The sequence below is a fragment of the Geodermatophilus amargosae genome (assembly GCF_041028265.1).
Classification (GTDB): domain Bacteria; phylum Actinomycetota; class Actinomycetes; order Mycobacteriales; family Geodermatophilaceae; genus Geodermatophilus; species Geodermatophilus amargosae_A.
The window spans coordinates 37,465-62,915 of record NZ_JABGCW010000007.1 but is presented as its reverse complement, the minus strand read 5'-3'; the positions used below and the strand labels follow the sequence as shown (position 1 = coordinate 62,915).

The window sequence follows — 25,451 nt, the reverse complement described above, 5'->3', positions numbered from 1 at the left end:
GGACGAGCCTCGCAGCGCCTCCCGGCGCCCAACACGGGGTCAGCCCCGTACCCGTCCCGGGGGCAGCCCGCTGACGCGGGAGGGGACCTCCGGCGGACCCTCGGACCGGTCACATCCCGCCCGAGCCCGGAGGCAGTCATGTCCCGCACCGTGCGCACCGTCCACCTGATCCGCGCCGGCGCGGGTGGCGCGGCCGCCGTCGTCCTGCTGACCGCGTGCGGCGGCGGGAGTCCCGACGCCGCCCCCGCGGCGACGTCCGCGGCGGAGCAGGGCGCGGAGGGAGCGGCCGGCGAGGACGTCGCCGACTTCTGCTCGCAGGCCGCCGGCATCGACGAGCGGGTGGACGCGGCCCTGGCCGACGGCGAGGACGACCCGTCGCTGACCGAGGCGTTCCGCCGGATCGCGGCCGACCTGCGCGGCATCGAGCCCCCGGCCGCCATCGCCTCGGACTGGACCGCGATGGCGGCCGGCCTCGACCGCATGGCCGACGCCTTCGGCCAGGTGGACGTCACCGACCTCGGGTCGCTGGAGGCGCTCGACCGGGCCGAGGGCGACCTCACCGAGGTGAGCGACTCCGTGGACGGCTACCTCCGCGACGAGTGCGGGATCTAGGGCGGCGCTGCCCGCGGGGACACGCCTGCCCGGCAGGAGCGCCACACTGACCCTCCGAGGAGCCCCGCACGGGAGAGGCGGCCGTCGATGTCCGGTCCCCAGCGCACGCTCCGCCGGATCCCGCGGATGCGCGACGCCACCACCCGTGCGCGGCGCCGGCGCCGGCGCCGCACGGCCGCCGTCGTGGCCCTGGCCGCCGCGGCGTGGGTGGCGGTGCTCAGCGTGCAGGCGGCTCTCCACGACTTCCCCCGGGGCGTGCTCCTGCTCGGCTGCGGCGCGCTGGTCGCGGCGGGTGCGTGGGAAGGGGTGCTTCGCCGCGGGTGGGGCCGGGTCGCCGGCCTCGTCGTGGCCGGTGCGGCCCTGGCCGGCGGCGTCCTCCTGCTCGTCGACGAGGGCTACCTGCGCACCCTCCTCCTGCTCGGGCTCGGCGCCGTCGTCTGGCACGCGGCCGCCCGCTCGGCCTTCCGGCCGGACGTGGAGCTCCCGGCAGCGGAGCGGCCCCGGCGGCCGGTCGTCGTCGTCAACCCGCGCTCGGGGGACGGCCGGGCCGGCCGCGCCGGACTGGCCGCGGCCGCCGGCGACCGGGGCATCGACGTGCTGGAGCTGCAACCGGGCGAGGACCTGGCGGCGCTGGTGCGGACCGCGCTGGACGCCGGTGCCGACGCCGTCGGCATGGCCGGCGGGGACGGCTCACAGGCGGTGGTGGCCGCGCTCGCCGCCGACGCCGGGATCCCCTACGCGTGCATCCCCGCGGGGACGCGCAACCACTTCGCCGTCGACCTCGGCGTGGACCGGTCCGACGTGGTGGGAGCGCTCGACGCCCTCCTCGACGGCCGGGAGCGGGTCGTCGACCTCGCCGAGGTGAACGGCCGGGTCTTCGTCGACAACGTCTCGCTGGGCGTGTACGCCGAGGCCGTCGCGCGGGACGGGTACCGCGCGGCGAAGGTGCGGACCCTCCTCGACACGGTGCCGCGCTCCCTGGGCGCGCAGGGCGGGACCCGGGACCTCACCTGGACCACCCCGGGCGGCCGCACCATGCGGGGTGCGGCGGTGATCCTGGTGGGGAACAACCAGTACCGCCTGGCCGGGGCGGCCGGGGCGGGCACCCGGCCGGCCGTCGACCAGGGCCTGCTGGGCGTGACGGTGGTCGACCCGCCCGACCGCCGCACCCGGCGGCGGCGGCGTCCCCTGCGCCAGTGGGAGACCCCCGAGTTCCGCGTCGACGCGCCGGCGCCCGTCCCGGCGGGCATCGACGGCGAGGCGGCCGTGCTCGAGCCGCCGGTGACCTTCCGGGTGCGGCCGGCCGCCCTCCGGGTCCGCATCGCGCCGCACCACCCCGGCGCCTCGCCATCGGCGATCGAGCCGGTGGGCGCGCTGGCGGCCCTGCGGGCCCTGGCCCGCATCGCCGCGGGCGGTGACCCCCGCCAGCTCCCGCCCCGGGTCCCGCCGCCCGAGGGCGAGCCCGCCTAGCGGATCCCCTCCCAGAGCGAGCGCTCGGCGCCGCGCGGGTCCTCGACCAGCCGGACCTGCGCGCCGAAGTCCTGCACGGGCCGCCGCTGCACGTCGTACGGCGCCCAGCCCGGGTCGCCGTCGGTGATGAAGCGGACCCACGCGCCGTGCATCGCGTCGGCGAGCTCCTGCGGGGCGACGCCACCGGTCAGCACCCCGTGCGCCTCGTGCGCCAGCGTGTCGAAGGTGAAGCCGATCTCGAGGGCGTGGCAGGCACCGAGGCGGCCGCCGAACTGCGGCGAGGGCCAGGAGAACTCGTACACCCACGCCCGCCCGCCGGCGGCCCCTGCCTGCTGGGTCACCGCCTCGGCCAGGCGGATCGCCGGCAGCCGGAAGAACCAGTCGGTGGCGACGTCGGCCAGCAGCTCCCCGGGCGTCGCCCCGGGACGGGACGCGCGGTAGACCTCGAGCGCCCGGCCGACCGGGAGGCCGTACCCGCCGACGGCCAGCTCCAGCAGCTGGTCGGTGACCATGTCGACCACGCCGTTGGGCACGAGGAACAGCCGCTGCTCGTCGCGGTTGGCGCCCACGAGCACGGCGACGTCCCCCGCCGACCCGCCCGCGACCGCCCGGATCGGCAGGTCGGGCAGCACCTCGCCGTCGACCACCGGCTCGAAGGCCAGGAGGTTGGCCGCCACCTCGCCGAAGCGCGCGGGGTCGGGCATGACCGCGATCTCCGCGGCCAGCCCCTGCTGGGCGGCGATCAGGTCGGGGACCGGGACGGCGGCCAGCGCCTCCCGCGTCGGCGGCACGGCCAGCCGCTCGGCGAGGTAGCCGCAGATCCGGGTCGCCGTCGCCGGGGTCAGCGCGTGGTGGCCGGCGCCGCTCTGCAGCACCGCCCGGCCGAACAGCCCCCGTGCCGACGGCATCGCCAGCAGCGAGCCCACGCTCATCCCACCAGCGGACTCGCCGCCGACGGTGACCCGCGCCGGGTCGCCACCGAACGCGGCGACGTTCTCCTGCACCCACCGCAGCGCGGCCACCTGGTCGAGCAGGCCGCGGTTGGGCGGGCCGTCGTCGGCGAAGTGCGCGAACCCGTCGGCGCCGAGCCGGTAGTTGACGCTCACGCACACGACGCCGTCGCGGGCGAAGGCCGTGCCGTCGTACACCGGCACCGCGTTGGAGCCGTTGACGAAGGCGCCGCCGTGGATCCACACGAACACCGGCAACCCGGAGGCGCCCGGGTCGGGGGTCCAGACGTTGAGGTTGAGGCAGTCCTCGCCCGGGATCTGCGGCTCGGGCAGCAGCACGTCGTAGGGCGGCGCGTAGGGCGGCTTGGGTGCGGTCGGCCCGTACCCGGTCGCCGGGCGGACCCCGTCCCACGGCTCGGGCGCCTCGGGCGCGCCGAAGCGCCGCGGGCCGAAGGGCGGCGCGGCGAACGGGATGCCGAGGAAGGCGTGTACGCCGTCGCGGCTGGTGCCCTGCACCGGCCCGGCTGAGGTCCGGACCGTCGGTGTGGTCGTGGTCACACCGCGGACCGTAGCGCCGGTCAGCGGCCGGGCGCCTCAGCCCGTGCTGCCCCGCGGCGCCGGCACCGGCGAGGGCTCGATGTTCTGGTTCAGGTGGAACAGGTTGCCGGGGTCGTAGCGGCGCTTGACCTCGGTCAGCCGCTGGTGGTTGGCGCCGTAGTCCGCCAGTGCCCGGTGCTGGTCGTCCGGTGAGGCGAAGTTGACGTACCCGCCGGCCTCGGAGTGCGGCGCGAGGGCGGCGAAGTAGTCGCGCACCCAGGCGGTGTTGGCCTCGTTCTCGGCCGGGTCGTGCCACATGCCGGCGATGTTGGCCACGTAGCGGGCGTCGCGGTGGCCGAACGCCGTGGCGTCGGAGGGCACCTCCTGCACCGCGGCGTCCAGCGTGTACATGTGCATGGCGCAGGTGACGGCCGGCATCCGGGCGCCCATCTCCATGTGGGCGGCGATCGCGTCGTCGGTGAGCTCGGTGACGAAGGCGTTCTTCCAGTAGTGCTGCATGCCGGGCGGCAGCAGGGGGTCGAACAGCGCGTTGAGCGCCGGGTAGGGCATCGGCGCCTCCATCTCCGCGGCCGGGGTCGCCACCCGGCGGAACCGGTCGAGGAACCGGTGTCCCTCGTCCGGGTCGCCGGTCCAGCTGGAGACGATGACGGCGAAGGGCTGCCCGACGCGGTCCTCGGGGACGAACGGCAGCGGCGGTGCCAGGTGCATCGCCGGGTAGCCGCCGTAGTCCCGCGGCGCCTCGTCCAGCAGGTCGTCGAAGGAGCGGAAGACCGCCGGGCCGTCGGCCAGCTCGAAGAACATCAGCCCGACCAGCACGTCACCGACGGGGTGCAGCCGGTAGGTGAACTCGGTGACGACGCCGAAGTTGCCGCCACCGCCGCGCAGCGCCCAGAACAGGTCGGCGTTCTCGTCCTCGGCGGCGGTCAGCCGGCTGCCGTCGGCGGTGACCACGCGGGCCGACAGCAGGTTGTCGCAGGACAGCCCGTGGGCCCGGTTGAGGTAGCCGATCCCGCCGCCGAGGGTCAGCCCGCCGATCCCCGTGGTGGAGACGATCCCGCCGGGCGTGGCCAGGCCGTGGGCGGCCGTGACGTCGTTGAACCGGCCCCAGGTGGTGCCGCCGCCGGCCGTCGCGGTGCGGTGCGCGTCGTCGACCTGCACGGACTGCATCGGCGAGAGGTCCGCGACGATCGCCCCGTCACCCGTGCCGAACCCCGGCACGCTGTGCCCGCCGCCGCGGACGGCGAGGTCCCTGCGGTGCTCGGCCGCGTACCGCACCACGGCGACGACGTCCTCCTCCGTGGCACAGCGGACGATCCCGGCGGGGCGCGCGTCGACCATCCCGTTGTAGACGCGCCGCGCCTCCTCGTACTGCGGGTCCCCCGGACGGATGACCGTGCCGGTCACGCGGTCAGCCAGGGTCGACAGTTCCTGCGTCATGGCTGCTCCTCATCCACCTCGATGGGCACGCACCCGCGGTCGGGGGACGCGCGGAGCGCGACGCCACGCTAGGAGGACCGCGGAGGTCCAGGACACGGCCGGAGGTCCCGCTGTCGGGGTGGAACGGCGGCGCAGCACCCCCTTCCGGCGACTCCCCGTCCGTGGTCGACTGCCCGTCTCAGCCAGCGCCGGCGGGGTCTGGAGGCAGCGGTGTCCCTCGAACAGGACGTGGCGGCGGCCCGCGGAGCGGTGGACGCGCTGGAACGGGCGTGCGCACCGCTGACCCGCTACTTCGGGGACTCGGTGGACGCCCGCCGGCTGAGGATGGACGTCGCCCGGCTGCGCGACGACCTCGCCCTGCTGTGCGGCGCCCCGTCCCGGGCGACGTACGAGCCGTTCGCGGCCGTCTACGGCGACGGCGACGACGAGGGCATCGGCGGGTCCGGCCGCACCCGCCGGTGACCACCACCGCGCCGCGCGGGACGGGGGCGACCTCGGCCGGACGCGGCGACGGCGGTCCGGCCCCGCGGCGCGCGGCGATCGCGGCACGGACCCTGCGCACAGACCGCTGGTGGGTGCAGCCGCTGGTCACCGTCGTCGTCCTGGTGCTGTTCGTCGCGTACTCGTCGTTCCGGGCCTTCCAGAACGCGCACTACCACGCCTCGCCCTACATCTCGCCGTTCTACTCGCCGTGCGTCACGACGCGGTGCGAGGGCGACAGCTTCCCCGAGTTCTTCACCGGCCCGGCCTGGATCTCGCCGGCGCTCTACATCCTCGTGCTGCCCCTGGGCATCCGCCTGACCTGCTACTACTACCGCAAGGCCTACTACCGCTCCTTCTGGCTGTCCCCGCCGGCGTGCGCGGTCGCCGAACCGCACCGCCGGTACACCGGCGAGACCCGGCTCCCGCTGCTCGGGCAGAACGTCCACCGGTACTTCCTGTACGCCGCGCTGCTCTTCAACGTGATCCTCTTCTACGAGGCCGTCCGCGGGTTCCGGGACGAGACCGGCGAGTGGGGCCACATGGGTCTGGGCACGGTGATCCTGCTGGTCAACGCGGTGCTGCTGTTCCTGTACTCGGTCTCCTGCCACTCCTGCCGGCACATCGTCGGCGGCCGGTTGAACAGCTTCTCGAAGCACCCCCTGCGCTACCGGGCGTGGACGGCGGTGTCGAGGCTGAACGCCCGGCACATGCAGTACGCGTGGGCCTCGCTGTTCACCGTCGCGTTCGCCGACTTCTACGTCCTGCTCCTCGCCACCGGCACCATCTCCGATCCGAGGTTCTTCTGATGGAGCTCGAGCGGCACGCCTACGACGTCGTGGTGGTCGGGGCCGGCGGTGCGGGCCTGCGGGCCGCGATCGCCGCGCACGAGGACGGGGCGCGCACCGCCGTCGTCTGCAAGTCCCTGCTCGGCAAGGCACACACCGTCATGGCCGAGGGCGGCATCGCCGCGGCGATGGGCAACGCCTATCCGGAGGACGACTGGCGGGTGCACTTCCGGGACACCATGCGCGGCGGGAAGATGCTCAACCACTGGCGCATGGCCCAGCTGCACGCGCAGGAGGCGCCCGACCGGGTCCGCGAGCTCGAGGACTGGGGCGCGCTGTTCGACCGCACCCCGGACGGGCTGATCAGCCAGCGCGACTTCGGCGGGCACCGCTTCGCCCGCCTCGCCCACGTCGGCGACCGCACCGGCCTGGAGCTCATCCGCACCCTGCAGCAGCGCACCGTCGCCCTCGGCGTCGACGTCTTCATGGAGTGCACGGTCACCCGGGTGCTCACCGACGACGAGGGCGTCACCGGGGCGTTCGGCTACTGGCGGGAGTCGGGGCGCTTCGTCGCCTGGGAGGCCCCGTCGGTCGTGCTGGCCACCGGCGGCATCGGCAAGGCCTACAAGGTCACCTCGAACTCGTGGGAGTACACCGGCGACGGGCACTCGCTGGCGCTGCAGGCCGGCGCCGGGCTGGTGAACATGGAGTTCGTCCAGTTCCACCCCACCGGGATGGTCTGGCCGCCGTCGGTGCGCGGCATCCTCGTGACCGAGAGCGTGCGCGGTGACGGCGGTGTGCTGCGCAACTCGGCCGGCAACCGGTTCATGTTCGACTACATCCCGGACTACTTCCGCAAGGAGACGGCGGAGACCGAGGACGAGGCCGACCGCTGGTACGAGGACAAGAAGAACAACCGGCGCCCGCCCGAGCTGCTGCCGCGCGACGAGGTCGCCCGCGCCATCAACAGCGAGGTCAAGGCCGGCCGCGGCACGCCCCACGGCGGGGTGTTCCTCGACATCGCCAGCCGCCGCCCGGCCGAGTACGTCCGCAAGCGGCTGCCGTCGATGTACCACCAGTTCAAGGAGCTGGCCGACGTCGACATCACCGCCGAGGCCATGGAGGTCGGCCCGACCTGCCACTACGTGATGGGCGGCGTGGAGGTCGACCCGGACACCGCGGCCGCCCGCGTGCCCGGGCTGTTCGCGGCGGGCGAGGTCGCCGGCGGGATGCACGGGTCCAACCGGCTGGGCGGCAACTCGCTGTCGGACCTGCTGGTGTTCGGCCGCCGCGCCGGGGCCGCCGCCGCCGAGCACGCCCGGAAGCGGGCCGGGCTGGTCGCGCTCGTCGAGGAGACGCTGGCCGACGCGGCGCGGGCGGCCCTGGCGCCGTTCGACCGGGAGGGCGGCGAGAACCCGTACACGGTGCAGTCGGAGCTGCAGCAGACGATGCACGACCTGGTCGGGATCATCCGCACCGCGCCGGAGGTCGAGCAGGCACTGGCGCGGATCGCCGCCCTCCGGGACCGGGTCGCGGCGCTGTCGGTCGAGGGGCACCGGCAGTACAACCCCGGCTGGCACCTGGCCCTGGACCTGCCGCACCTGCTGCTGGTCAGCGAGTGCGTCGCCCGCGCGGCGCTCGAGCGCGAGGAGAGCCGCGGCGGGCACACCCGCGACGACTTCCCCGCCCCCGACCCGGAGTGGGGCCGCACCAACCTGGTCTGCACGCGGTCGGCGGACGGCCGGGTGCACGTGGCCCGGCAGCCGCTGCCGCAGATGCCGCCGGAGCTCGCCGAGGTGTTCGAGGAGGCGCCGTGACGGAGGCCGGGGAGCCCAGCCTGGGGTCGGTCGACGAGGGCCGGCGCGGGGACGGCGGTGGGTACGACGCCACCTTGCGGGTGTGGCGAGGTGACGCCACCGGCGGGGAGCTGCAGACCTACACCGTCGCGGTGAACGAGGGCGAGGTCGTCCTCGACGTCGTCCACCGGCTGCAGGCCACCCAGGCCGGTGACCTCGCCGTCCGGTGGAACTGCAAGGCCGGCAAGTGCGGCTCGTGCAGCGCGGAGGTCAACGGGCGGCCGCGGCTGATGTGCCTGACGCGCATGAACACCTTCGCCGAGGACGAGCCGGTGACGATCACCCCGCTGCGGACCTTCCCGGTCGTCCGCGACCTGGTCACCGACGTCTCCTTCAACTACGAGAAGGCCGCGCAGGTCCCCGCGTTCACCCCGCGGCCGCGGGACCCCGACGGGAACCACCGGATGCAGCAGGTCGACGTCGAGCGGCCGCAGGAGTTCCGCAAGTGCATCGAGTGCTGGCTCTGCCAGGACACCTGCCACGTCATCCGCGACCACGAGGAGAACAAGTCCGCCTTCTCCGGGCCGCGCTTCCTCATCCGGCTGGCCGAGCTGGACATGCACCCGCTAGACGTGCGCGACCGCCGGGACGCCGCCCAGGACGAGTTCGGCCTCGGCTACTGCAACATCACCAAGTGCTGCTCGGAGGTCTGCCCCGAGGGCATCCACCTCACCGACAACGGGATCATCCCGCTCAAGGAGCGGGTGGTGGACCGCAGGTTCGACCCGCTCACCTGGCTCGGGTCGAAGATCGGACGGCGCCCGCGGCAGTGACCCGGCCGCGGGCCGGGAGGACCGATGATCGCCTTCCTCACCGCGCTCAGCGGGATCGCCTGGACCGTGGTCTACGTCGAGGCCGTCCGGATCGGGTTCGCGCAGCGGACCTACGCGCTGCCGGTGGCCGCCCTCGCGCTGAACATCGCCTGGGAGTCGATCTACTCGGTGTGGGGCCTGGCGAACGAGCCGGGCCTGCAGGCCTGGGTCAACGTGGTCTGGGCGCTCGCCGACCTCGTGATCGTGGCCACCTTCCTCCGGTACGGCCGCGCCGAGTTCCCGTCCTGGGTGAGCCGGACCGTCTTCGGGTGGGGCGCAACCGGCCTGTTCGCCACGGCGTTCGTCGTCCAGTGGGCGTTCGTCGCGGAGTTCGGCTTCCCGCAGGCGGCGCGCTACAGCGCGTTCCTGCAGAACCTGCTCATGTCCGGGTTGTTCGTCGCCATGTTCATCGGGCGCGGCGGCCCGCGGGGGCAGTCGATGACCATCGCCGTCGCGAAGTGGATCGGGACCGCCGCCCCCACGATCGTCTTCGGCGTCCACGAGGGCTCCCCGTTCGTCCTCACGATCGGGGCCCTGTGCTTCGTGGTCGACGCCGGCTACGTCGCCCTGATGGCGCGGGCCCGGGCGCACCCGGAGGCCTTCCGCGACGGCCCGGGGACCGGTGCCGAGGTCAGCCGAGCAGCGTGACCAGCGGCTGCCCGGTCGCCACGACGTAGGTCGAGAGCATCTGCCCGGTCCCGGGACCGACGTCGCGGGCGTCGTGCGGGACACCGGGCGGGATGAGGAACCCGTCCCCCGCGTGCAGCGTCAGGGTGTCCCGGCCGCGGATCGCCATCGTCACCGTCCCGGCGAGGATGTAGCCGACCTCCTCGCCGGGATGGGTGTGCCAGCCGGAGGCGACGCCGACCGGGATCCGGGTGAGGACCTGGACGATCTCCCGGCCGGGGATCGAGGAGGGACCGCGCTGGACCTCCGTCCGCTCGAGCCTGCCGGCGAAGGCGTCCGGCGGGGACGCGGGACGGACTGCGGGTTCGGACACCACGGCCGGGCCCTCCTGTTCCGAGCGGGACGTACGCCCCGGGGCGCACGGACGAGGACCCCACCATCCGGCGGGGACGTGCAGGGACGCACCGGTCAGACGACCGGACCTGCGGCCCGTCGTCAGGGTCCCGGTGGCCGCGGGCTCGGGGCGTCCCCGGCGGGATCCCGGCGTTGCCGGAGGGGGCGGTGGGACACCCGCGCCGTGGTCAGGAGGCGGCCTGCTGCGGCACCTCCAGCCGCAGGCCGGCCGCGGGCAGGGTGTCGGCCAGCTCCGCGAGGGCCTCGTCGAGCCGGTCGGCCATCCGCGCGAGTGAGGACCGGACGGCCTCCTCGCGGCGCTCCAGCTCGGCGACGGCGGCGCGGACCCGGGCGAGGTGCGCGTCGGCCGCGGCCGACGCCGCCTCCCGCTCCACGCGGGCCGCCTCGTCCTGCCGCGCGACGAGCTCGGCGGCCTCGCGCGCCTCGCGGTCACGGCGCGCCGCGGCCTCGCGGTCGAGCCGGTCGCGGCGCTCCGCGGCCTCGGCGTCGCAGCGGGCGCGCTCCTGCGCGGCCTCGGCGGCCAGGCGCGCGTGGTCCGCCCCGATCCGCTCGAGGGCCTCGGCCGCCCGGGTGCGGTCGGCCTCGGCCTCGGCCCGCAACCGCTCGACCTCGGCCCGGGCGGTGCTCGTGATCTCGGCGGCCTCGTCGGCGGCCAGCTGGAGCATGGTGCCGATCCGCTCGGACAGGTGCACCATCTCCTGCCCGGCGGGTGAGTGGGCGAGCAGCTCCCGGGCCAGCGCCAGCTCGGCGGAGCACCGGCCGTACCGCTCCAGGACGTCCTCGGTCTCCCGGCGGCTGCTCTCCAGCTCCGCCTCCACCCAGGCCACGTAGTTGTCGACCTGGAGGCGGTCGTAACCCATCGAGCGCCTGCGGAACTCCGGCGGGCCCACGAGGAGGCCGTCCAGGTCACCGGAGAGGTTGGGACGACGTCCGGGGCCGGGGACGACGTCGACCGGAGCCGTGTCGTCGCGGTCCGCGCGGTGTGCTCCCGGGGCGACGTCGGTCGAACGGGACATGGCGATCCGCCTCCTCGCTCCGGCTGGGCCCGTGGAGTCGGGTGGGCCGGGTGCCGGATGCACTCGGGCCATCGGTACGGGAGCACGATCCCGCTCCCCCGGCGCGCACGGCGGTGCTCCGTCCGCGCTCCTCGCGACCCTCCTGACGTCGCTCCTCTCCGTCGCCGCGCCTGTGCCGTGGGTGAGCTGCACTCCCCACCGAGAGCGGCGGTGCAGGATGCGCTCATGTGCACGGTGGTCGTCCGCTGGTCCGAGGGTCAGCCGGTCCGGGTCCTCGCCCTGCGCGACGAGCTGACCAGCCGCCCCTTCGACGACCCGGGTCGCTGGTGGCCCCAGCACCCCGACGTCGTCGGCGGCCGGGACCGCCTCGCCGGCGGGACGTGGTGTGCCAGCCGGGTCGGGACGGGGGCCACCGCGCTGGTCCTCAACCGCCCGCAGAAGCGCGACGCCGATCCCGGGGCGGCCAGCCGGGGGGTCCTGCCGCTGCTCGCCGTCGCCCACGGCACCGGCTGGCGCACGCACGTCGAGCTCGCCGGCATGGCCTCCTTCCTGCTCGTCCTGGCGGCGCCCGGAGCGCTCCTCACCTGGGACTTCGACGGCGAGCGGCTGTCGGAGACCCGGCACGCGGAAGGCACCGTCATGGTCACCTCCGGTGGGCCGGAGGACCGCAAGACCGAGCGGTACCTGCCGGCCTTCGCCGCGGCCGACGGTGCCGAGGGGTGGCGCCGGCTGGTCCAGGACGCGCCGCCGGCCGACGACCCCGGCGCCCTCGTCGTGCGCCACGAGGAGGACGGCCGGGTCTTCGCGACCGTCTTCGGCGAGCTGGTCGAGGCCGAGCCCGGCCGGCTCCGGCTCAGCTCCAGCCGGGAGCCCTGGACCGGGCGGCCCTGGGACTCCCTCGCCGTCGGCTGAGCGGCGGTCCTCCGGCGGGTCATCTGACGCATGCCGCCCCGTACGGGCCCCGCGAGACTCGGAGCTGCCGCACCGCCGCGACCCGGGGGCCGTCCGGGGCGAGGTGCACCCGGCCGGAGAGGAACGCACGTGTCCGCAGGCCCGAACCCAGGGACGACGCAGACCACCGTCCGGCAGCCGACGGTGGCCGAGGTGGTGCGCCCCGCGACGACGACGGTCGAGACGCGGGCGCACCTGGCCGCGGCCGCCTACCTGATCAAGCGGTCGCAGGACGGTGCGCTGGTGGTCGTCAGCGACGACGCCCGTCGCCGTCCCCTCGGGGTGGTCACCGACGCCGACATCACCCAGGCGGTCGCCGACGGCGAGGACCTCGAGCGCCGGCGGATCAGTGACGTCCTCGCCGGGCGGGAGCCGGTGACGGTGGACCCGGACACGCCGGTCGACGCCGCGCTCCGGCTGATGATCGGCGCACGCGTCCACCACCTCGTCGTCGTGGGGGACGGCGGGTCCGAGGGGATCGTCAGCATGACCGACCTCTGCCGCGTGCTGGTCGGGCCGGCCTGACGGCGTCGAGGAGGTCCGTCGTCCGGTCCCGCCGCCGGGCCCCGGTCGTCAGGTGTCGTCGGCGACCACCGGCATGGGCACGGTGAGCAGCGCGGCGCCGCTGAGGTCCAGCAGCATGCGGCCCTCCCGGGACGCGACGCGCAGCACCACCTCCGTGCAGGTGGGGCAGCGCACCACCATCGCCGGCGCGTCGGCGTAGACGAGGTGCTCACCGAGCGCCGACGTCGAGCCGCAGGCGGCGCAGCGGGACCGCGCCGCGGTGACGTCCACGGCGAACAGGGCGGCCAGCGGCCCCCCGGCAGCGTTCCCGTCGAGGCGGCGGGCCGAGACGGGATCGGTCGTGTCGGTCATGACGACTCCCCTGCGCTGCCGAAGCGTTCGATGCGGATGGCGGACGGGTCGTGCCCGAGACCGACCAGGGCGGTGGCCACGGCCTCGGCGAAGACGGTGGGGCCGCAGACGTAGGTCCGGGGACGTTCGGCCGGGGCGAACGTGCGGCGCTCGAGCATGCCGGCGTCGATGCGGCCGGTCTCGCCGTGCCAGCCCTCCGGCGCCTGCCGGGTCAGCGTGACCGTCGTCTCCGGTCCGAGGACGTCCCTGCCCAGGACCTCCTCCTGCGTCCGGGCGGAGTAGAGGAGTTGCATCCGGGTCGGGCTGTCGAGCCGCCGGTGGTGGTCGAGCATGGCGACGAACGGCGAGACCCCGGCTCCCCCGGCGACCAGCTGCACCGGGCGCCGGGCCGCCTCCCGGTCGGCCCGGTCGGCCGACACCGACCAGACGAACCACCCTCCGATGGGGCCCCGCAGCTCGAAGGCGTCGTCGCGCCGGACCTCGTCGGTCAGGTAGGGCGAGACCTCGCCGTCGTCCAGCCGCTCGACCAGCAGGTGCAGCAGGGGCACCTCCGGCGGCGAGGCGAGGGAGTAGCTCCGCTCGGCGGTGTACCCGTCCTCGCCGGTGAGGCGGACGTCGACGTGCTGACCGGGGAGGTGACCCGGCCACCCGGGGACGTCGAGGACCAGCCGGTGCACCCTGGGCGTCTCCGCCCGGTTGTCCAGCACCCTGGCGCGCAGCCAGGTCAGTCGCCGCTGTACCGCTGCTCGCGCCACGGGTCGCCGTAGAGGTGGTAGCCGAAGGTCTCCCAGAAGCCCGGCTGGTCGTGGTGGAGCAGGGTCAGCCGCCGCAGCCACTTGGCGCTCTTCCAGAAGTACAGGTGCGGCACCAGGAGGCGGGCCGGACCGCCGTGCTCCGGAGCGAGCGGCTCCCCCTCGTAGGTGTCCACGACCCAGGCCCGTCCGCCGGTGAGGTCGGCCAGCGGCACGTTGGTCGTGTACCCGCCGTCGGACGTGGCCAGCACGTGCGTGGCGGTGGTGGGCACGTCCTGCAGCAGCCGGTCGACCGCCACCCCCTCCCACCGCGTGCCGAACTTCGACCACTTGGTCACGCAGTGGATGTCGACGGTGACCGCCTCGTGCGGCAGGTCCCGGAACTCCGCCCAGCTCCACCGCTGCAGCGCGTCGGTGCCGTCGTCGACGGCGAGGTCCCACTGCGCCAGTGGCGTGTGCGGGGTCGGTCCCGCGGACAGGACCGGGAAGTCGCGCCCCGCGTCGTACTGACCCGGGGGCAGGCGATCGTCGGCGGGCCGGGCCCTCCCCCGCCCGAAACCACGGGACAACACCGACATGACGTCTCCTCCCGGGGCAGCTCCGACGCGGCCAGGCTAGGGAGCGCGGCGGCCGGCTCCATCCGACATCCGACTCGATCCGGACCCCTCGCCCGACCCGGCAGCCGGGCGCGGTGCGGGCCCCAGGGCGTCCCTCAGCGCGGCGCGGGTGGTGATCCCGAGCTTCGGGAAGACGCGGTACAGGTGCCCGGACACCGTGCGCGGGGACAGGTAGAGACGGGTGCCGATCTCCTTGTTCGACAACCCGGAGGCCGCCAACGAGGCGATCTCGTGCTCCTGCGGGGTGAGGGCGGCCCAGTCGCGGTCCCCGGACGGCGCGCGGGCGGGCAGGCCGCTGGCGTGCAGCTCGGCCGCGGCCCGGGTGATCCAGGGCCGCGCGCCGAGGCGCTCGAACGTCTCCAGGGCCGCGGCGAGCTGGACCCGCGCCTCCGAGGTCGCCCGCGTCCGGCGCAGGTGCTCGCCGAAGGCGAGCTGGGTCCTCGCCCGCTCGAACGGGAACTGCCCGGCACCGCGGGAGGTCAGCGCCTCCCGGTAGAGGGCGCCGGCTTCCTCCGCCGGGGCGGCGAGGGCCGCGGAGCCCGCCGCGATGAGGGCCAGCCGGGGGCCGTGCCGGAAGACGGCGGCGCGCTGCACGGCCGCCACGTGGGCCGCGGCCTCGGCGGAGCGCCCGGTGCGCACCGCCGCCTCCACCAGGTCCCGGGCCGTCCACAGCGCCACGGGGACGTGCGGTTCCAGCACGCCCGCCGGGCTGATCGACGTGCCGAGCCGCAGGGCCTCCTCGTAGTCGCCCCGGCCGAGCGCGGCGAGCGCCCGCGCCCGGGCGGCGAAGTGCCCCAGCATCATCACCCCGCGTGGCGCGGCCCAGGCCACCATCTCGTCGGTCAGGGACCGGGTGGCCTCGTCGTCACCCCGCGCGGCTGCGACGAGGGCCAGGCAGTAGAGGCCGGGGAGGGCGACGAGCCGGTACCCGAGCCGCTCGCTCCAGGCGACGCCCTCCTCCGCCGTGCGCGCAGCCTCGTCCCACCGCCCGTCCCGGAAGGCGTCGTGGCACAGCATCATCAGCGCGCTGACGGCGCTGGCCGCCGCTCCGCCGTCGCGCCCGTCCCGGACCACCCGCCACAGCGCCCCGCGGCAGGCGGCGAGCCGGTCGACGTAGAAGGCGGCGATGGCGACCCGCACGATCCGGACCGGGTCCACCTCCTCGTCGATGGTCGCGACGAGCGCCTCCAGCCGGTCGAGCTCGGCCGTCGAGGCGGCGGCCGGGTCGCCGTACACCCGGCCCGACACCGACAGCAGCGGGGGGACGCCGGGCCCGAGCCGGGCCAGCGCCGCCTCGAAGGCGGACCACGGCTCGTCCCGCCCGCTGAAGTGGCACACCACCATGAGGGTGTGGAGGGCCTCCTCCACACCGCCCGCGGACCCCCGCCCCAGCGCGTCCTCGATCCCGCGGACCAGCACGAGGTGCGCGGTGTCGACGTCGCCCTCCCCGTTGAGCAGGTGGTGCGCGGCGGCCACCGCCGTCTGGAGGGAGCCCCCGGTCCCGGGATCGGCCCGCCGCGCCTCGACCAGCAGGTCCGGGACGCTGCTCAGGCGCCCGGCCACGTCGGCCCCGACGTAGGCGGCCTCGGCCAGCCTGCGGCCCCGGTCGGCGCCGCGCGGGCTGAGGTCCGCGGCGCGCAGGAGCGCGCGGACGGCGCGCACGGCGTCCCCCTTGTGGAGGGCCAGGTGCGCGGCAACCTCGAGCAGCGCGGCGGCCCGCTCGTCCGGGCCGGCGACCGCCTCGGCCAGGTGCCACGCGCGCCGCTCGGGATCGTCGGTCAGCAGGTCGGCGAGCACCGCGTGCGCGCGCCGCCGCTCGCCGCTGGTCGCCAGTCCCACGGCCGCGGCGCCGAGGAGGGGGTGCCGGAAGGCGACCCGGTCGGCGGACGTGTCCGTGTGCACCACCCCCGCCCGCTCGGCCGGGGCCAGTTCGTCCAGCCAGCCGTCGCCGGACGAGGCCGCGCGCAGGGGCCGGAGGTCTCCCGTCCCGTCGAGGGCGGCCAGCAGGAGCAACCGGCGGGTGTCCGGCGGCAGCCCGCGCACCCGGTCGGCGAAGAGGGCCTGCAGACGGACGCTCAGGGACAGCGACGGCGGGAGCGGCTCGGCCGCCAGCCGCTGTGCTTCCGTCATCGACCCGGGCAGCTCGAGGAGCGCCAGCGGGTTGCCCCGGGCGGCCGACACCACGCGCCGCCGGACCCCCGGGGCCAGCGCGGGGAACCGGCTGCGCAGCAGGTCGGTCGCGTCGGCGTCGCCGAGGGGTGGCACGTCGTGCCGGGGCAGGCCGGCGTGCAGGAGGAACGAGTCGGGTTCGCTCCGGACGGCGCCCAGGAAGCCGATGCAGCTGCCCTCGAGCCGGCGGGCGACGAACCCCAGGACGGCGGCGCTGGACCGGTCGAGCCACTGCAGGTCGTCGACGGCGACGAGGAGTGGGCCCTCCGCCGTGGCCAGTCGCAGCAGCGCCAGGGCCGCCGCGGACACCACCAGCCTGCCCGGGGCCGGTCCGGAGCCCATCCCGAGTGCCACGGTCAGCGCGTCGCGGTGCAGGTCGGACAGGTCCGCCAGCCGGTCGTGCAGGGGCAGGAACAGCTGGTTGAGCCCCGCGAAGCTCACCTCGGCCTCGAACTCCACCCCGGAGGCCCGCAACACGCGCGCGCCCCTCGCCGCCGCGCTCCGGCAGGCGTCGTCGAGCAGGACGCTCTTCCCGACCCCGGGGCCACCGGCGAGCAGGAGCGCGGCACCCGAGTCGGCGGCCCGGTCGAGGAAGGACCGGACGAGGTCGAGGTCCGCCGTCCGTCCGACCAGCTCCGGAGCGTGGGCCCGGGAGCGGACGTCGTCCATCGGTGTCCCCCTGGCTGAGCGGCGGGCGCCAGACTCCCACCGCGGACCCGCGGACGACCAGTGCCCTCCGGCCCGTGCACGAGCCGGCTGACTCATGCGCCGGGGACCGGAACCGGGTCACGCTCCGGCCCTGGGCCGACCCGTCGGCCGGAGACCCCGGGAGGACCCGTGACGGATCCGCACGCTGCCGCGCTCCCCCCGGGCTTCGACGACCTCCGGCCGTCGCGCGTCCGCGTCGGCGAGGTCACGCTGCGCGTCCGGGTGGGCGGTTCCGGTCCCCCGCTGCTCCTCCTGCACGGCTATCCGGAGACGCACCTCGCCTGGGCCCTCGTCGCCGGGGACCTGGCCGAGGAGTTCACGGTCGTGGCGCCGGACCTGCGCGGCTACGGGGACAGCACCGCGCCGCCCCGGGTGCCCGGCCACGAGGGAGCCGGCAAGCGGGCCATGGCGCAGGACTGCGCCGCCCTGATGGGCGGGCTCGGTTTCGACCGCTTCGACGTGGCGGGGCACGACCGCGGCGGGCGGGTCGCCTACCGGATGGCCCTGGACTCCCCCGGGGTGGTCCGCCGCCTGACCGTGATGGACGTCGTCCCCACCGGCGAGGTCTGGGCCCGCGCCGACGACCGCTTCGCCCTCGCCTACTGGCACTGGGGCCTGCTCGCCCAGCCCCACCCGATCCCGGAGCGGATCGTCGGGCGGGACCCGGAGTCGTTCCTCTTCGACGCGGAGTTCGGCGGTGTGATCCGCGGCTTCCCGCCCGCGGCGGTGGCCGACTACGCGCGGTGCGCCCGCGACCCGGCGACGGTCGAGGCGATGTGCGAGGACTACCGCGCGGGGGCCACCTGCGACCGGCGGGACGACGACGCGGACCGCGCCGCAGGCCGGCGGATCACCTGCCCGACCCAGGTCCTCTGGGGAGGCCGGGGCGTGCTGGCCGTCTGGTACGACACCCTCGCCGTCTGGCGCGACTGGGCCGACGACGTCACCGGCCGGGCCCTCGACTGCGGCCACTTCCTGGTCGAGGAGTGCCCGCGGGAGGTCCTGGCCGCCCTCCGGTCCTTCCACGGCGCCGAGCGGGCCGTCCCGGCGTAGCGCCGCCCGCCTCCCGGGTCACTTGACCGTTGCCCCGCCCGTTCCGCTGCGACGAGCGTCCCGCCCGTCCCGGGACGGCGCCGGCACCGGCAGCGCCCACCCGGTCCCCGCTCCCGGAGGAGAGACCCGCCATGACCAGTGCACCGTCCACCGGTTCGACCCCGACCGTCGCCCTCGTGCACGGCGCGTTCGCCGACAGCTCCGGCTGGAACGGCGTCGTCGCCCGCCTCCTCGCCGACGGGGTGGCCGTCCAGTCCGTCTCCAACCCGCTGCGCGGCATCGCCCTCGACGCCGCCTACGTGGCCAGTGCCCTCGCGCAGATCCCGGGGCCGGTGCTCGCCGTGGGCCACTCCTACGGCGGCGCCGTCATCACCAACGCGGCGCTGCCGGCCGGCAACGTCGTGGGGCTGGTCTACGTGGCCGCCTTCGCACCGGACGAGGGCGAGGTCATCCAGGACGTCGAGGCCGACTCGAGGGACAGCGTCCTCGACACCGCCCTCGTCGGGCGGCGCTACCCGACGGGCAACGGCGCCGACACCGAGCTCGAGTTCTCGATCGACCCGGAGATGTTCCACGACGCCTTCGCCGCCGACGTGTCCGAGGAGCAGGCCCGCGTCATGGCGGCGACGCAGCGCCCCGTCTCCGCGCTCGCCTTCAGCCAGAAGAGCGGGGCGCCGGCCTGGCGCAGCCTGCCGTCGTGGGCCGTGGTGGCCACCGGGGACAAGGCGGCCGGCAGCGACGTCGTGCGCCGCATGGCCGAGCGCGCGGGAGCGACCGCGGTCGAGGCGGAGGGCTCGCACGTGATCATGGTGTCCCGGCCGGACCTGGTGGCCGACGTCATCCAGCAGGCGCTCGGCGCGGTCGCCGGCTGACCGGCGGCGCGGCGGCCCCGGTCAGCCGAAGGTGAAGACCTGGGCCGCCACTCCCCCGTCGGGGAACCCGACCTCGAACTCCCGCTCGCCGACGGGTCCCGGCTGCCGGACCAGCTGGTACAGCCGCGACCGGTCGACCGTCCCGTACCCGTCGCCGTCGACGTCGGTGCCGTGGGCCTCGCCCGGCGGCCGCCCGTCGAGCAGGACGCGGAACCGCACGGGGCCGGCGACCGGTCCCATGGCCAGGTGGAGGTCCCGGGCGGAGAAGCGGTAGGCGATCCGCCCCGCGTCCCCGGCCAGCACGGCCGACTCCTCCTCCACCGTCCAGCGCCCCGACAGCGCCCAGTGCTGCGCACGCAGCCGCGCCGGGAACGCGTACTCGTGCGGCCGGTCCGGGACGAGCCCGCCCGGGGAGGAGAAGCGTTCCGCGCGCAGGGCGCCGACGTAGGTCTCGGGCGACCGCAGGTGCCGCCAGTCGGCCGGTGCCTCCACCCCCTCGCCGGCGACCCGGACCAGGTCCCCGGCGGCACCGCCGGCCCCGGCCTCCTCGAGGAGGGCCTGCAGGACCCGCTCGGTCTCCTCGTAGGCGCCCTCCCCGAAGTGGTGGTGGCGGATGCGGCCCTGCGCGTCGACGGCGTAGAGCGCCGGCCAGTAGGAGTTGCCGAAGGCCCGCCACACCGCGTAGTCGCTGTCGACCGCGACCGGGTACCCGAGCCGCAGGTCGGTGACGGCCCGGCGGACGTTGTCCAGGTCCGCCTCGACCCGGAACTCCGGCGTGTGCACGCCGACGACCACCAGTCCCCGGTCCGCGTAGGCCTCGGCCCAGGCGCGGATCCAGGGCGCCGTGCGCAGCCAGTTGATGCACGTGTAGGTCCAGAAGTCCACGAGCACCACGTGTCCGCGCAGGTCCTCGGGCGTCAGCGGCGGCGTGCCGAGCCACGCGGTCGCGCCGGCGAAGGACGGGAGGGTGCCCTCGACGGGCAGCCCGGTCGTCGTGCTGGTCATCTGCTCCACCGCTCTCTCGTCCGGGGCCGGAGCCCCGGTCCTCACGGGTCGGGCATCCAGCTGCCGTGGAAGCCGAGCGGGATCCGCGCCGGGAGGTGGACGACTGCGACCGGCGGGCCGGCGAAGTCCTGGGCGGCGAGGACCACCAGGTCGGCGGCTCCGCGCTCGGGGTCGTGGACGAAGGCCATGACGTACCCGTCGTCCTCCGCCGCGTCGGGCGCCGACGGGGCGAACACGCCCTCGCCGACGACGGCGTCCCGCGGGAAGCGGTGCGCCTCGACCGTGCCGGCGGACAGGTCGTGCTTCAGCAGCGCCCCGGCGAAGGCGTCGTCGCGGAAGCTCCCGTCCATGCGCACGGTGGTCCGGTCGAGCTCGGCGGTCACGGCGCTGTAGCCGTAGCGGTGCGGCCGGGAGACCACCCGCTCGTCCACGCGCGGGAACTCCTGCGGGCGGTCGTCGAGGACCTGCCGGGTCACCCGCCCGGCGGCGGGGTCGATGGTCCAGCGCTCCAGCGTGAGCGTGCCCTGTTCGGTCAGGACCGTCATGTCGTAGGCGCCGTCGTAGCGGCACAGGTCGACGACGACACGGTCCCCGTCGTCGTGGGCGTTGAGGGTGTGGAACACCCAGCACGGGTCCACCTCGAACCAGCGGGCCTCGCGGACCGCGCCCTCGCGCGGCAGCAGCCCGACGCGGGCCTGGTGCGACGGGTTCCAGGTGTAGGGCAGCTGCGATCCGGCCGCGGCCGCGTCCATGCTGAACGTGACCGGCAGGTCGAACAGCACCACGTACCGCTCGGTCAGGGCGAAGTCGTGCATCATCGGCCCGTCGGTGACGGGCACGTCGGTGGTCCCGGTGACCGTGCCGTCGGGGCCGATGACGACGTGCTGGACGTGGTCCCAGCCCCAGAAGTAGGCGACGGCGTGCAGGTCACCGGTCAGCCGGTCGGGCTTGGTGTGGGCCGCGAAACCGCCCGGCAGCGTGCCCCCGAAGTCGCACGGACCCACGGTCTCGAGCTCGGCGGTGAGCTCGTACGGCAGCGGCCCTGCCTCGACGGTGGCCAGCGTGCGCCCGGCATGGGCGACGACGTGGGTGTTGGCGGCGAAGTCCATGCCGGCGTGCACCGGCCCGGCCGGCCACGGCTCCCCCAGGGCGCCCGCCACCTCCCGGGAGCGGACCCAGCGGTTGCGGTACCACTCCGCCCGGCCGTCCCGCAGCCGGAGCCCGTGCACCATGCCCGCGCCGAGGAACCAGTGGCCCGGGTCGTCCAGTCCCATCGGGTTGGGCCCGTTCCGCAGGTAGCGGCCGTCCAGCTCGGGCGGCAGGCTCCCGGTCACCGGCAGGTCGAACGCGGTGACCTCCTCCGTCACCGGGGCGTACGCGCCGTGGAGGTGGGGACTGCGGTGGAGCACGGGTCGGTCGGTCACGGCGGCTGCCCTCCGGAGAGCGTCGACCCGGACGTCCTCGTCCGCGCCGTCCACCCCCGAGCCTGGCCCTCGCGTGCCCGGATGGACAGGGATCGAGGTCCCGGGTCCTGCGTTCCGGGCCGGGTGCGCACCGGCCCAGCGGTGTCCGGCGTGCCCGCAGGGGTCGGAGGCTCCCGGTCGGATGCCGCCTCACCTGGCGGTCGGGCGCCGTCCCCTCCCCCGAGGGGTCCCGGTACGTCACGGTGTGCGCAGCGACGACCCTCGGAGGGCGGACCGCATGGCGACGACGGACACCCCGGGCCCACCGGGCACACCGGGCACCCGGTTCCCTCGGGCGCCGGCCGCACGGTCCGCCCCGACACCCGCAGGAGGGGACCACTCGCGGGAGGAGGTCACGGGCTACGAGCGGTCCCCCAGCGACGTGCTGCGCGCCGGGGTGCTCACCGTCGCCGCCCTCCTCCTGCTGCTGGTGGCGCGCTGGGCACGCGGGGAGACCGCGGCGCTCGACGACGACCTGGTCCGGCGGATGTCCTCGGCCGCACCCACCATCGAGCGGGTGCTGATCGGGGCCGCCACGCTGCTGGCGGCGGCGGCGGTCGTCGCGGCGTGGACCACCGCTGCTCTGACCCGCCGCCCGCGCCTGTTCGGGTACCTGCTCGTCGCCGGCCTCGCCGCCGCGGCGCTGGCGCGCGGGGTCGGCTGGGTCCTCGACGGGGACACCGCCCTCGGCGTCGACGGCCTGGCCGTCGCCGCGGCGTCGTTCGCGGTCCTGGCGCCCTTCGTGTCCCGTCGGTGGCGGCGGGCCGGCGTCCTGGTGATCGCGGGGACGACGCTGCTCCACCTGCTCGCGCCCCTGGCGTTCCCGGCCACGCTGGCCGTCGTGCTCGTGCTCGGCGCCGCGGTCGGCTCCGGGACGCTGCTGCTGTTCGGCCGTCCCGTCACCCGGCCGACCCGCGGTGCCGTGGCCGCCGCCCTGGCCGGCAGCGGTCTCGAGCCGGTCGACGTGGAGCCTGCCGCGGTCGACGCCCGCGGCTCGGTCCCCTGGACCGCCGTCCTGCGGGACGGGGAACGGGTGTTCGCCAAGGTCATGGGCGCCGAGAACCGCGCGGCGGACCTGCTCTTCCGGCTCTACCGGTTCCTCCGGCTGAGGAACGTGGGCGACGAGCGCCCGTTCTCCTCGCTGCGCCGCACGGTCGAGCACGAGGCGCTGGTGTCGCTCCTGGTCCGGGACGCCGGTGCGCGCACGCCCCGGCTGCGGAGCATCGCCCCCGTCGGCCGCGACGCCCTGCTGCTGTCCTACGACCTGGTCGACGGCAGCACCCTCGACCGGCTGCCGGTCACGGCGCTGTCCCCGCCGGTGCTGCACGGGATCTGGGACCAGGTGGCCGTCCTGCGCCGCCACCGGGTCGCGCACCGGGACCTGCGCCGGGCCAACCTCCTCCTCGACCGGTCGGGCACCCCCTGGCTCATCGACTGGGGGTTCAGCGAGGTCGCCGCCGCACCGGAGCTGCTCGACGCCGACGTCGCCCAGCTCCTCGTCGCCCTGGCGCTGGCGGTCGGTGTCGACCCCGCCGTCGACAGCGCGGTCGCCCGGCTCGGGCCGGAGGCCGTGGCCGCCTCGCTCCCCCGGCTGCAGCCGAAGAGCCTGAGCGGCGCCACGCGGGCGGCCGCGAAGCACTCCGGCGACCTGCTCCCGCGGATCCGCACCGCCGTCTCCGCGCGGTGCGGTGTCCCGGAGCCGCGGCTGGCGGACCTGGACCGCGTCCGGCCCCGGACGCTCCTCGTCGTGGCGATGCTGGTCCTCGTCACCTACGTCCTCGTCCCCCAGCTCGGGGACGTGGCCGGCATGGCCGCGCGCGTGCGGGACGCCGACTGGGCCTGGGCGCCGCTGGTCCTGGCGGCGTCCGCGCTGACCTACGTGGGAGCCGCGGTCAGCCTCGCGGGAGCGGTGCCCGCACATCTGCGGCCGGTGCCCACCCTGGTCGTCCAGCTCGCCTCCGCGTTCGCCGGGAAGCTGGCACCCTCGGCGCTCGGCGGGCTGGCGCTGGACGTCCGGTACCTGCAACGCAGCGGCGTCGACCTCGCGGTGGCCACGTCCGGCGTCGCTCTCAGCTACGCGGCGGGGACCGTCGTCCACGTGCTCCTGCTGGTCGGGTTCGGGATCGTGGCCGGCCGGGCCCTGACCGGGGTCCTCGGGCCGGTCGAGTCGCCCGCCGTGCTGTGGGGTGCCCTGGCGGTGCTCGCCGTCGCCGTCGCCGCGTCCGCCGTCCCGGCCCTCCGGCGGCTCGCCGTCCGGCGGCTGCTGCCGCCGCTGCGCCGGTCGGTCCACGGCGTCACCGCCGCCCTGCGCAGTCCCGGCAAGCTCGCGCTGCTGCTGGGCGGCTCGGCGGCCACCACCCTCGGCTACCTCCTCTGCCTGTACCTCTCCACGCGTGCCTTCGGCGGCGACCTGGGCCCCGCCGTCGTCGGCGCCGTCTACCTCGTCGGCGCCACCGTCGCCGCGGTCGCGCCGACGCCCGGCGGGCTGGGCGCCCTCGAGGCCGCCCTCATCGCGGGTCTGGTCGGCGCCGGGATGGACCACACGGTCGCCGTCCCGGGTGTCTTCCTCTTCCGGATCGCGACCTTCTGGCTGCCGGCCCTGCCGGGCTGGGTCGCCCTCACCTGGCTCCGCAGGTCGGACTACGTGTAGGCGCCGCCCGGCGTGGCGGGGCCCCGTCTCGGGCTCCGGGGACGCCCGGCGGCGTCCCCGGAGCCGCCGCACGGACGATCAGCTGCGCGGCTGCGGGATCCTCGGCCCGCGCAGCGGGGCGAACGCCGCCCGGATCTCGGTGGCGAACAGCTCGGGCTCCTCCCAGGCGGCGAAGTGGCCGCCCCGGTCGACCTGGTTGAAGTACGCGAGGGTCGGATAGGACAGCTCGGCCCAGCTGCGCGGGGTCCGCCAGATCTCGCCGGGGAACGTGGTGAACCCGACCGGGACCGCGACCTCCGGCGGAGCCTCGGCCTCCGCGGCCGCGGACGCGGCGACCCCGTAGTTGTCCCAGTACGACCGGGCGGCCGAGGCCCCGGTGCCGGTGAGCCAGTAGAGCGAGACGTTGTCGAGGACGTGGTCCCGGGTGAGGTTGCCCGAGGGCCGGTCGTCGACGAAGGCGCGGGCGATCTTCTCGTAGCTGTCGGTGTCGTGGTCGAGCAGCCAGGCGGCCAGGGCGACGGGCGAGTCGAGCTGGGCGTAGCCGATCGTCTGCGGCCGGGTGGCCATCTGCAGGAAGTAGGAGAAGCCGCTGGCCCGGAAGGTGGCGATCGCGGCGGCCGCGGCGCGTTCCTCCTCGGTGTCCGTCGGGAACTGCAGGCCACCCAGCGCGGTCACGAGCAGGTTGGTGTGGATGCCGACGAGCCCCTCGGGTGCCTGCCGGCCCATCACGTCGGTGACACCGGCGCCCACGTCACCGCCCTGGGCGACGTACCGGTCGTAGCCGAGACGGCGCATCAGCTCCGCCCACGCCCGCGCGACGCGGGCGCGGTCCCAGCCGGGCTCGGTCGGCTCGCCGGAGAAGCCGTAGCCGGGCAGGGACGGCAGCACGAGGTCGAAGGCGTCCTCGGCGCGCCCGCCGTGCGCGGTGGGGTCGGTCAGCGGGCCGACGGAGTCGAGCATCTCGACCACCGAGCCCGGCCAGCCGTGGGTCATGATCATCGGCAGCGCGTCCGCGTGCGGGGAGCGCACGTGGACGAAGTGGACGTCGACCCCGTCGATCTCCGTCCTGAACTGCGGCAGCGCGTTGAGCCGCGCCTCGCACCGGCGCCAGTCGTGCTCGGTCGCCCAGTAGCGGACGAGGGCCTGCATCGCCGCCAGCTGCACGCCCTGCGAGCGGTCGCCCACCAGCTCCCGGGTCGGCCAGCGCGTCGCGGCCAGGCGGCGGCGCAGGTCGGTGAGCGCCTCCTCCGGGACGTCCACGCGGAACGGGCGGATGGCACTGCCGGTCTGCTGCTGGACTGCGGTCATGGTGTCC

At 75.8% G+C, this 25,451-nt stretch carries 23 protein-coding genes; 12 read left to right on the top strand and 11 right to left on the bottom strand.

All coding sequences use genetic code 11. From position 1 onward, the window contains the following. The first annotated feature begins 138 nt into the window (after nt 1–138). Nucleotides 139–612, top strand: a complete 474-nt coding sequence (locus HLV61_RS10545) for a hypothetical protein (protein WP_369255079.1) — start codon at nt 139–141, stop codon at nt 610–612. A gap of 87 nt (nt 613–699) precedes the next feature. Continuing rightward, nucleotides 700–2,082: a diacylglycerol/lipid kinase family protein gene (locus HLV61_RS10540; RefSeq protein WP_369255077.1), complete on the top strand. Its 1,383-nt coding sequence runs from the start codon at nt 700–702 to the stop codon at nt 2,080–2,082. Here the strand turns inward: HLV61_RS10540 and HLV61_RS10535 are convergent. Then, nucleotides 2,079–3,590: a carboxylesterase/lipase family protein gene (locus HLV61_RS10535; RefSeq protein ID WP_369255075.1), complete on the bottom strand. Its 1,512-nt coding sequence runs from the start codon at nt 3,588–3,590 to the stop codon at nt 2,079–2,081. The two genes, HLV61_RS10540 and HLV61_RS10535, sit on opposite strands and share 4 nt — an antisense overlap. A 36-nt stretch (nt 3,591–3,626) precedes the next feature. Beyond that, complete coding sequence (locus HLV61_RS10530) at nt 3,627–5,027, bottom strand: FAD-binding oxidoreductase (protein WP_369255073.1); 1,401 nt, start codon at nt 5,025–5,027, stop codon at nt 3,627–3,629. A 210-nt stretch (nt 5,028–5,237) separates the two neighbouring features. Here HLV61_RS10530 and HLV61_RS10525 point away from each other — a divergent pair, with 210 nt between their 5' ends. Genes HLV61_RS10525 through HLV61_RS10505 form a run of 5 tightly spaced genes read left to right on the top strand, consistent with a single transcriptional unit; the run spans nt 5,238 to nt 9,611 of the window. Further along, nucleotides 5,238–5,489 carry a hypothetical protein gene (locus tag HLV61_RS10525; RefSeq protein ID WP_369255071.1) on the top strand — a complete coding sequence of 84 codons (252 nt, stop codon included), beginning with the start codon at nt 5,238–5,240 and terminating at the stop codon, nt 5,487–5,489. Then, nucleotides 5,486–6,316, top strand: coding sequence for a hypothetical protein (locus tag HLV61_RS10520; protein WP_369255069.1), 831 nt, complete (start codon nt 5,486–5,488; stop codon nt 6,314–6,316). The genes HLV61_RS10525 and HLV61_RS10520 overlap by 4 nt, the downstream gene beginning before the upstream one ends. After that, nucleotides 6,316–8,112, top strand: coding sequence for a fumarate reductase/succinate dehydrogenase flavoprotein subunit (locus HLV61_RS10515; protein ID WP_369255067.1), 1,797 nt, complete (start codon nt 6,316–6,318; stop codon nt 8,110–8,112). The genes HLV61_RS10520 and HLV61_RS10515 overlap by 1 nt, the downstream gene beginning before the upstream one ends. Continuing rightward, entirely contained in the window at nt 8,109–8,924 is an 816-nt protein-coding gene (locus HLV61_RS10510) for a succinate dehydrogenase/fumarate reductase iron-sulfur subunit (RefSeq protein ID WP_369255065.1), read from the top strand. Before HLV61_RS10515 ends, HLV61_RS10510 begins: the two co-directional genes overlap by 4 nt. Nucleotides 8,925–8,948: 24 nt before the next feature. Next, the gene (locus HLV61_RS10505; protein ID WP_369255063.1) at nt 8,949–9,611 is read left to right on the top strand and encodes a transmembrane-type terpene cyclase; all 663 of its coding nucleotides are present in this window, start codon (nt 8,949–8,951) and stop codon (nt 9,609–9,611) included. On the opposite strand, the gene HLV61_RS10500 is transcribed toward HLV61_RS10505, so the two are convergent. Together HLV61_RS10500 and HLV61_RS10495 are read right to left on the bottom strand one after the other, a co-directional pair. Then, nucleotides 9,595–9,963 (bottom strand): cupin domain-containing protein, encoded by a 369-nt coding sequence (locus tag HLV61_RS10500; RefSeq protein WP_369255061.1) that lies wholly within the window; start codon nt 9,961–9,963, stop codon nt 9,595–9,597. The genes HLV61_RS10505 and HLV61_RS10500 overlap by 17 nt on opposite strands. A 208-nt stretch (nt 9,964–10,171) precedes the next feature. Next, nucleotides 10,172–11,020: a DivIVA domain-containing protein gene (locus tag HLV61_RS10495; protein WP_369255059.1), complete on the bottom strand. Its 849-nt coding sequence runs from the start codon at nt 11,018–11,020 to the stop codon at nt 10,172–10,174. 225 nt (nt 11,021–11,245) lie between these two features. Here HLV61_RS10495 and HLV61_RS10490 point away from each other — a divergent pair, with 225 nt between their 5' ends. Further along, nucleotides 11,246–11,932 (top strand): NRDE family protein, encoded by a 687-nt coding sequence (locus HLV61_RS10490; protein WP_369255057.1) that lies wholly within the window; start codon nt 11,246–11,248, stop codon nt 11,930–11,932. Between the two features lie 129 nt (nt 11,933–12,061). Continuing rightward, on the top strand, nt 12,062–12,496 hold the full coding sequence (locus tag HLV61_RS10485) for a CBS domain-containing protein (protein WP_369255054.1): 435 nt from the start codon (nt 12,062–12,064) through the stop codon (nt 12,494–12,496). A gap of 48 nt (nt 12,497–12,544) precedes the next feature. On the opposite strand, the gene HLV61_RS10480 is transcribed toward HLV61_RS10485, so the two are convergent. Genes HLV61_RS10480 through HLV61_RS10465 form a run of 4 tightly spaced genes read right to left on the bottom strand, consistent with a single transcriptional unit; the run spans nt 12,545 to nt 17,054 of the window. Further along, nucleotides 12,545–12,847: a DUF6510 family protein gene (locus HLV61_RS10480; protein WP_369255052.1), complete on the bottom strand. Its 303-nt coding sequence runs from the start codon at nt 12,845–12,847 to the stop codon at nt 12,545–12,547. Then, nucleotides 12,844–13,602 (bottom strand): FAD-binding oxidoreductase, encoded by a 759-nt coding sequence (locus tag HLV61_RS10475; protein WP_369255050.1) that lies wholly within the window; start codon nt 13,600–13,602, stop codon nt 12,844–12,846. The genes HLV61_RS10480 and HLV61_RS10475 overlap by 4 nt, the downstream gene beginning before the upstream one ends. Further along, a complete protein-coding gene (locus tag HLV61_RS10470) occupies nt 13,572–14,177 on the bottom strand; it encodes a molybdopterin-dependent oxidoreductase (protein ID WP_369255048.1) in 606 nt (201 codons plus the stop codon). The genes HLV61_RS10475 and HLV61_RS10470 overlap by 31 nt, the downstream gene beginning before the upstream one ends. 36 nt (nt 14,178–14,213) lie before the next feature. Beyond that, the gene (locus HLV61_RS10465) at nt 14,214–17,054 is read right to left on the bottom strand and encodes a helix-turn-helix transcriptional regulator (protein ID WP_369255046.1); all 2,841 of its coding nucleotides are present in this window, start codon (nt 17,052–17,054) and stop codon (nt 14,214–14,216) included. A 168-nt stretch (nt 17,055–17,222) separates the two neighbouring features. Between HLV61_RS10465 and HLV61_RS10460 the strand changes: the two genes are divergently transcribed. Together HLV61_RS10460 and HLV61_RS10455 are read left to right on the top strand one after the other, a co-directional pair. Beyond that, complete coding sequence (locus tag HLV61_RS10460; RefSeq protein ID WP_369255044.1) at nt 17,223–18,146, top strand: alpha/beta fold hydrolase; 924 nt, start codon at nt 17,223–17,225, stop codon at nt 18,144–18,146. 131 nt (nt 18,147–18,277) lie between these two features. Further along, the gene (locus tag HLV61_RS10455; protein WP_369255042.1) at nt 18,278–19,018 is read left to right on the top strand and encodes an alpha/beta fold hydrolase; all 741 of its coding nucleotides are present in this window, start codon (nt 18,278–18,280) and stop codon (nt 19,016–19,018) included. Between the two features lie 21 nt (nt 19,019–19,039). On the opposite strand, the gene HLV61_RS10450 is transcribed toward HLV61_RS10455, so the two are convergent. Then, entirely contained in the window at nt 19,040–20,023 is a 984-nt protein-coding gene (locus HLV61_RS10450; protein WP_369255040.1) for a redoxin domain-containing protein, read from the bottom strand. Between the two features lie 41 nt (nt 20,024–20,064). After that, complete coding sequence (locus tag HLV61_RS10445) at nt 20,065–21,447, bottom strand: carotenoid oxygenase family protein (protein ID WP_369255038.1); 1,383 nt, start codon at nt 21,445–21,447, stop codon at nt 20,065–20,067. Nucleotides 21,448–21,868: 421 nt separating this feature from the next. On the opposite strand from HLV61_RS10445, the gene HLV61_RS10440 reads away from it, so the two are divergent. Further along, nucleotides 21,869–24,136 (top strand): lysylphosphatidylglycerol synthase domain-containing protein, encoded by a 2,268-nt coding sequence (locus HLV61_RS10440; protein ID WP_369255036.1) that lies wholly within the window; start codon nt 21,869–21,871, stop codon nt 24,134–24,136. Nucleotides 24,137–24,214: 78 nt separating this feature from the next. Here HLV61_RS10440 and HLV61_RS10435 read toward each other — a convergent pair whose 3' ends face one another. Beyond that, nucleotides 24,215–25,444 carry an epoxide hydrolase family protein gene (locus HLV61_RS10435; protein ID WP_369255034.1) on the bottom strand — a complete coding sequence of 410 codons (1,230 nt, stop codon included), beginning with the start codon at nt 25,442–25,444 and terminating at the stop codon, nt 24,215–24,217. Nucleotides 25,445–25,451 lie beyond the last annotated feature (7 nt).

Bases quoted from the DNA above. Each gene is read 5' to 3' on its own strand.
- HLV61_RS10545 (WP_369255079.1), top strand. From the start codon at position 139: ATGTCCCGCACCGTGCGCACCGTCCACCTGATCCGCGCCGGCGCGGGT.
- HLV61_RS10540 (WP_369255077.1), top strand. From the start codon at position 700: ATGTCCGGTCCCCAGCGCACGCTCCGCCGGATCCCGCGGATGCGCGAC.
- HLV61_RS10530 (WP_369255073.1), bottom strand. From the start codon at position 5,027: ATGACGCAGGAACTGTCGACCCTGGCTGACCGCGTGACCGGCACGGTC.
- HLV61_RS10515 (WP_369255067.1), top strand. From the start codon at position 6,316: ATGGAGCTCGAGCGGCACGCCTACGACGTCGTGGTGGTCGGGGCCGGC.
- HLV61_RS10505 (WP_369255063.1), top strand. From the start codon at position 8,949: ATGATCGCCTTCCTCACCGCGCTCAGCGGGATCGCCTGGACCGTGGTC.
- HLV61_RS10495 (WP_369255059.1), bottom strand. From the start codon at position 11,020: ATGTCCCGTTCGACCGACGTCGCCCCGGGAGCACACCGCGCGGACCGC.
- HLV61_RS10490 (WP_369255057.1), top strand. From the start codon at position 11,246: ATGTGCACGGTGGTCGTCCGCTGGTCCGAGGGTCAGCCGGTCCGGGTC.
- HLV61_RS10480 (WP_369255052.1), bottom strand. From the start codon at position 12,847: ATGACCGACACGACCGATCCCGTCTCGGCCCGCCGCCTCGACGGGAAC.
- HLV61_RS10470 (WP_369255048.1), bottom strand. From the start codon at position 14,177: ATGTCGGTGTTGTCCCGTGGTTTCGGGCGGGGGAGGGCCCGGCCCGCC.
- HLV61_RS10465 (WP_369255046.1), bottom strand. From the start codon at position 17,054: ATGGACGACGTCCGCTCCCGGGCCCACGCTCCGGAGCTGGTCGGACGG.
- HLV61_RS10455 (WP_369255042.1), top strand. From the start codon at position 18,278: ATGACCAGTGCACCGTCCACCGGTTCGACCCCGACCGTCGCCCTCGTG.
- HLV61_RS10450 (WP_369255040.1), bottom strand. From the start codon at position 20,023: ATGACCAGCACGACGACCGGGCTGCCCGTCGAGGGCACCCTCCCGTCC.
- HLV61_RS10435 (WP_369255034.1), bottom strand. From the start codon at position 25,444: ATGACCGCAGTCCAGCAGCAGACCGGCAGTGCCATCCGCCCGTTCCGC.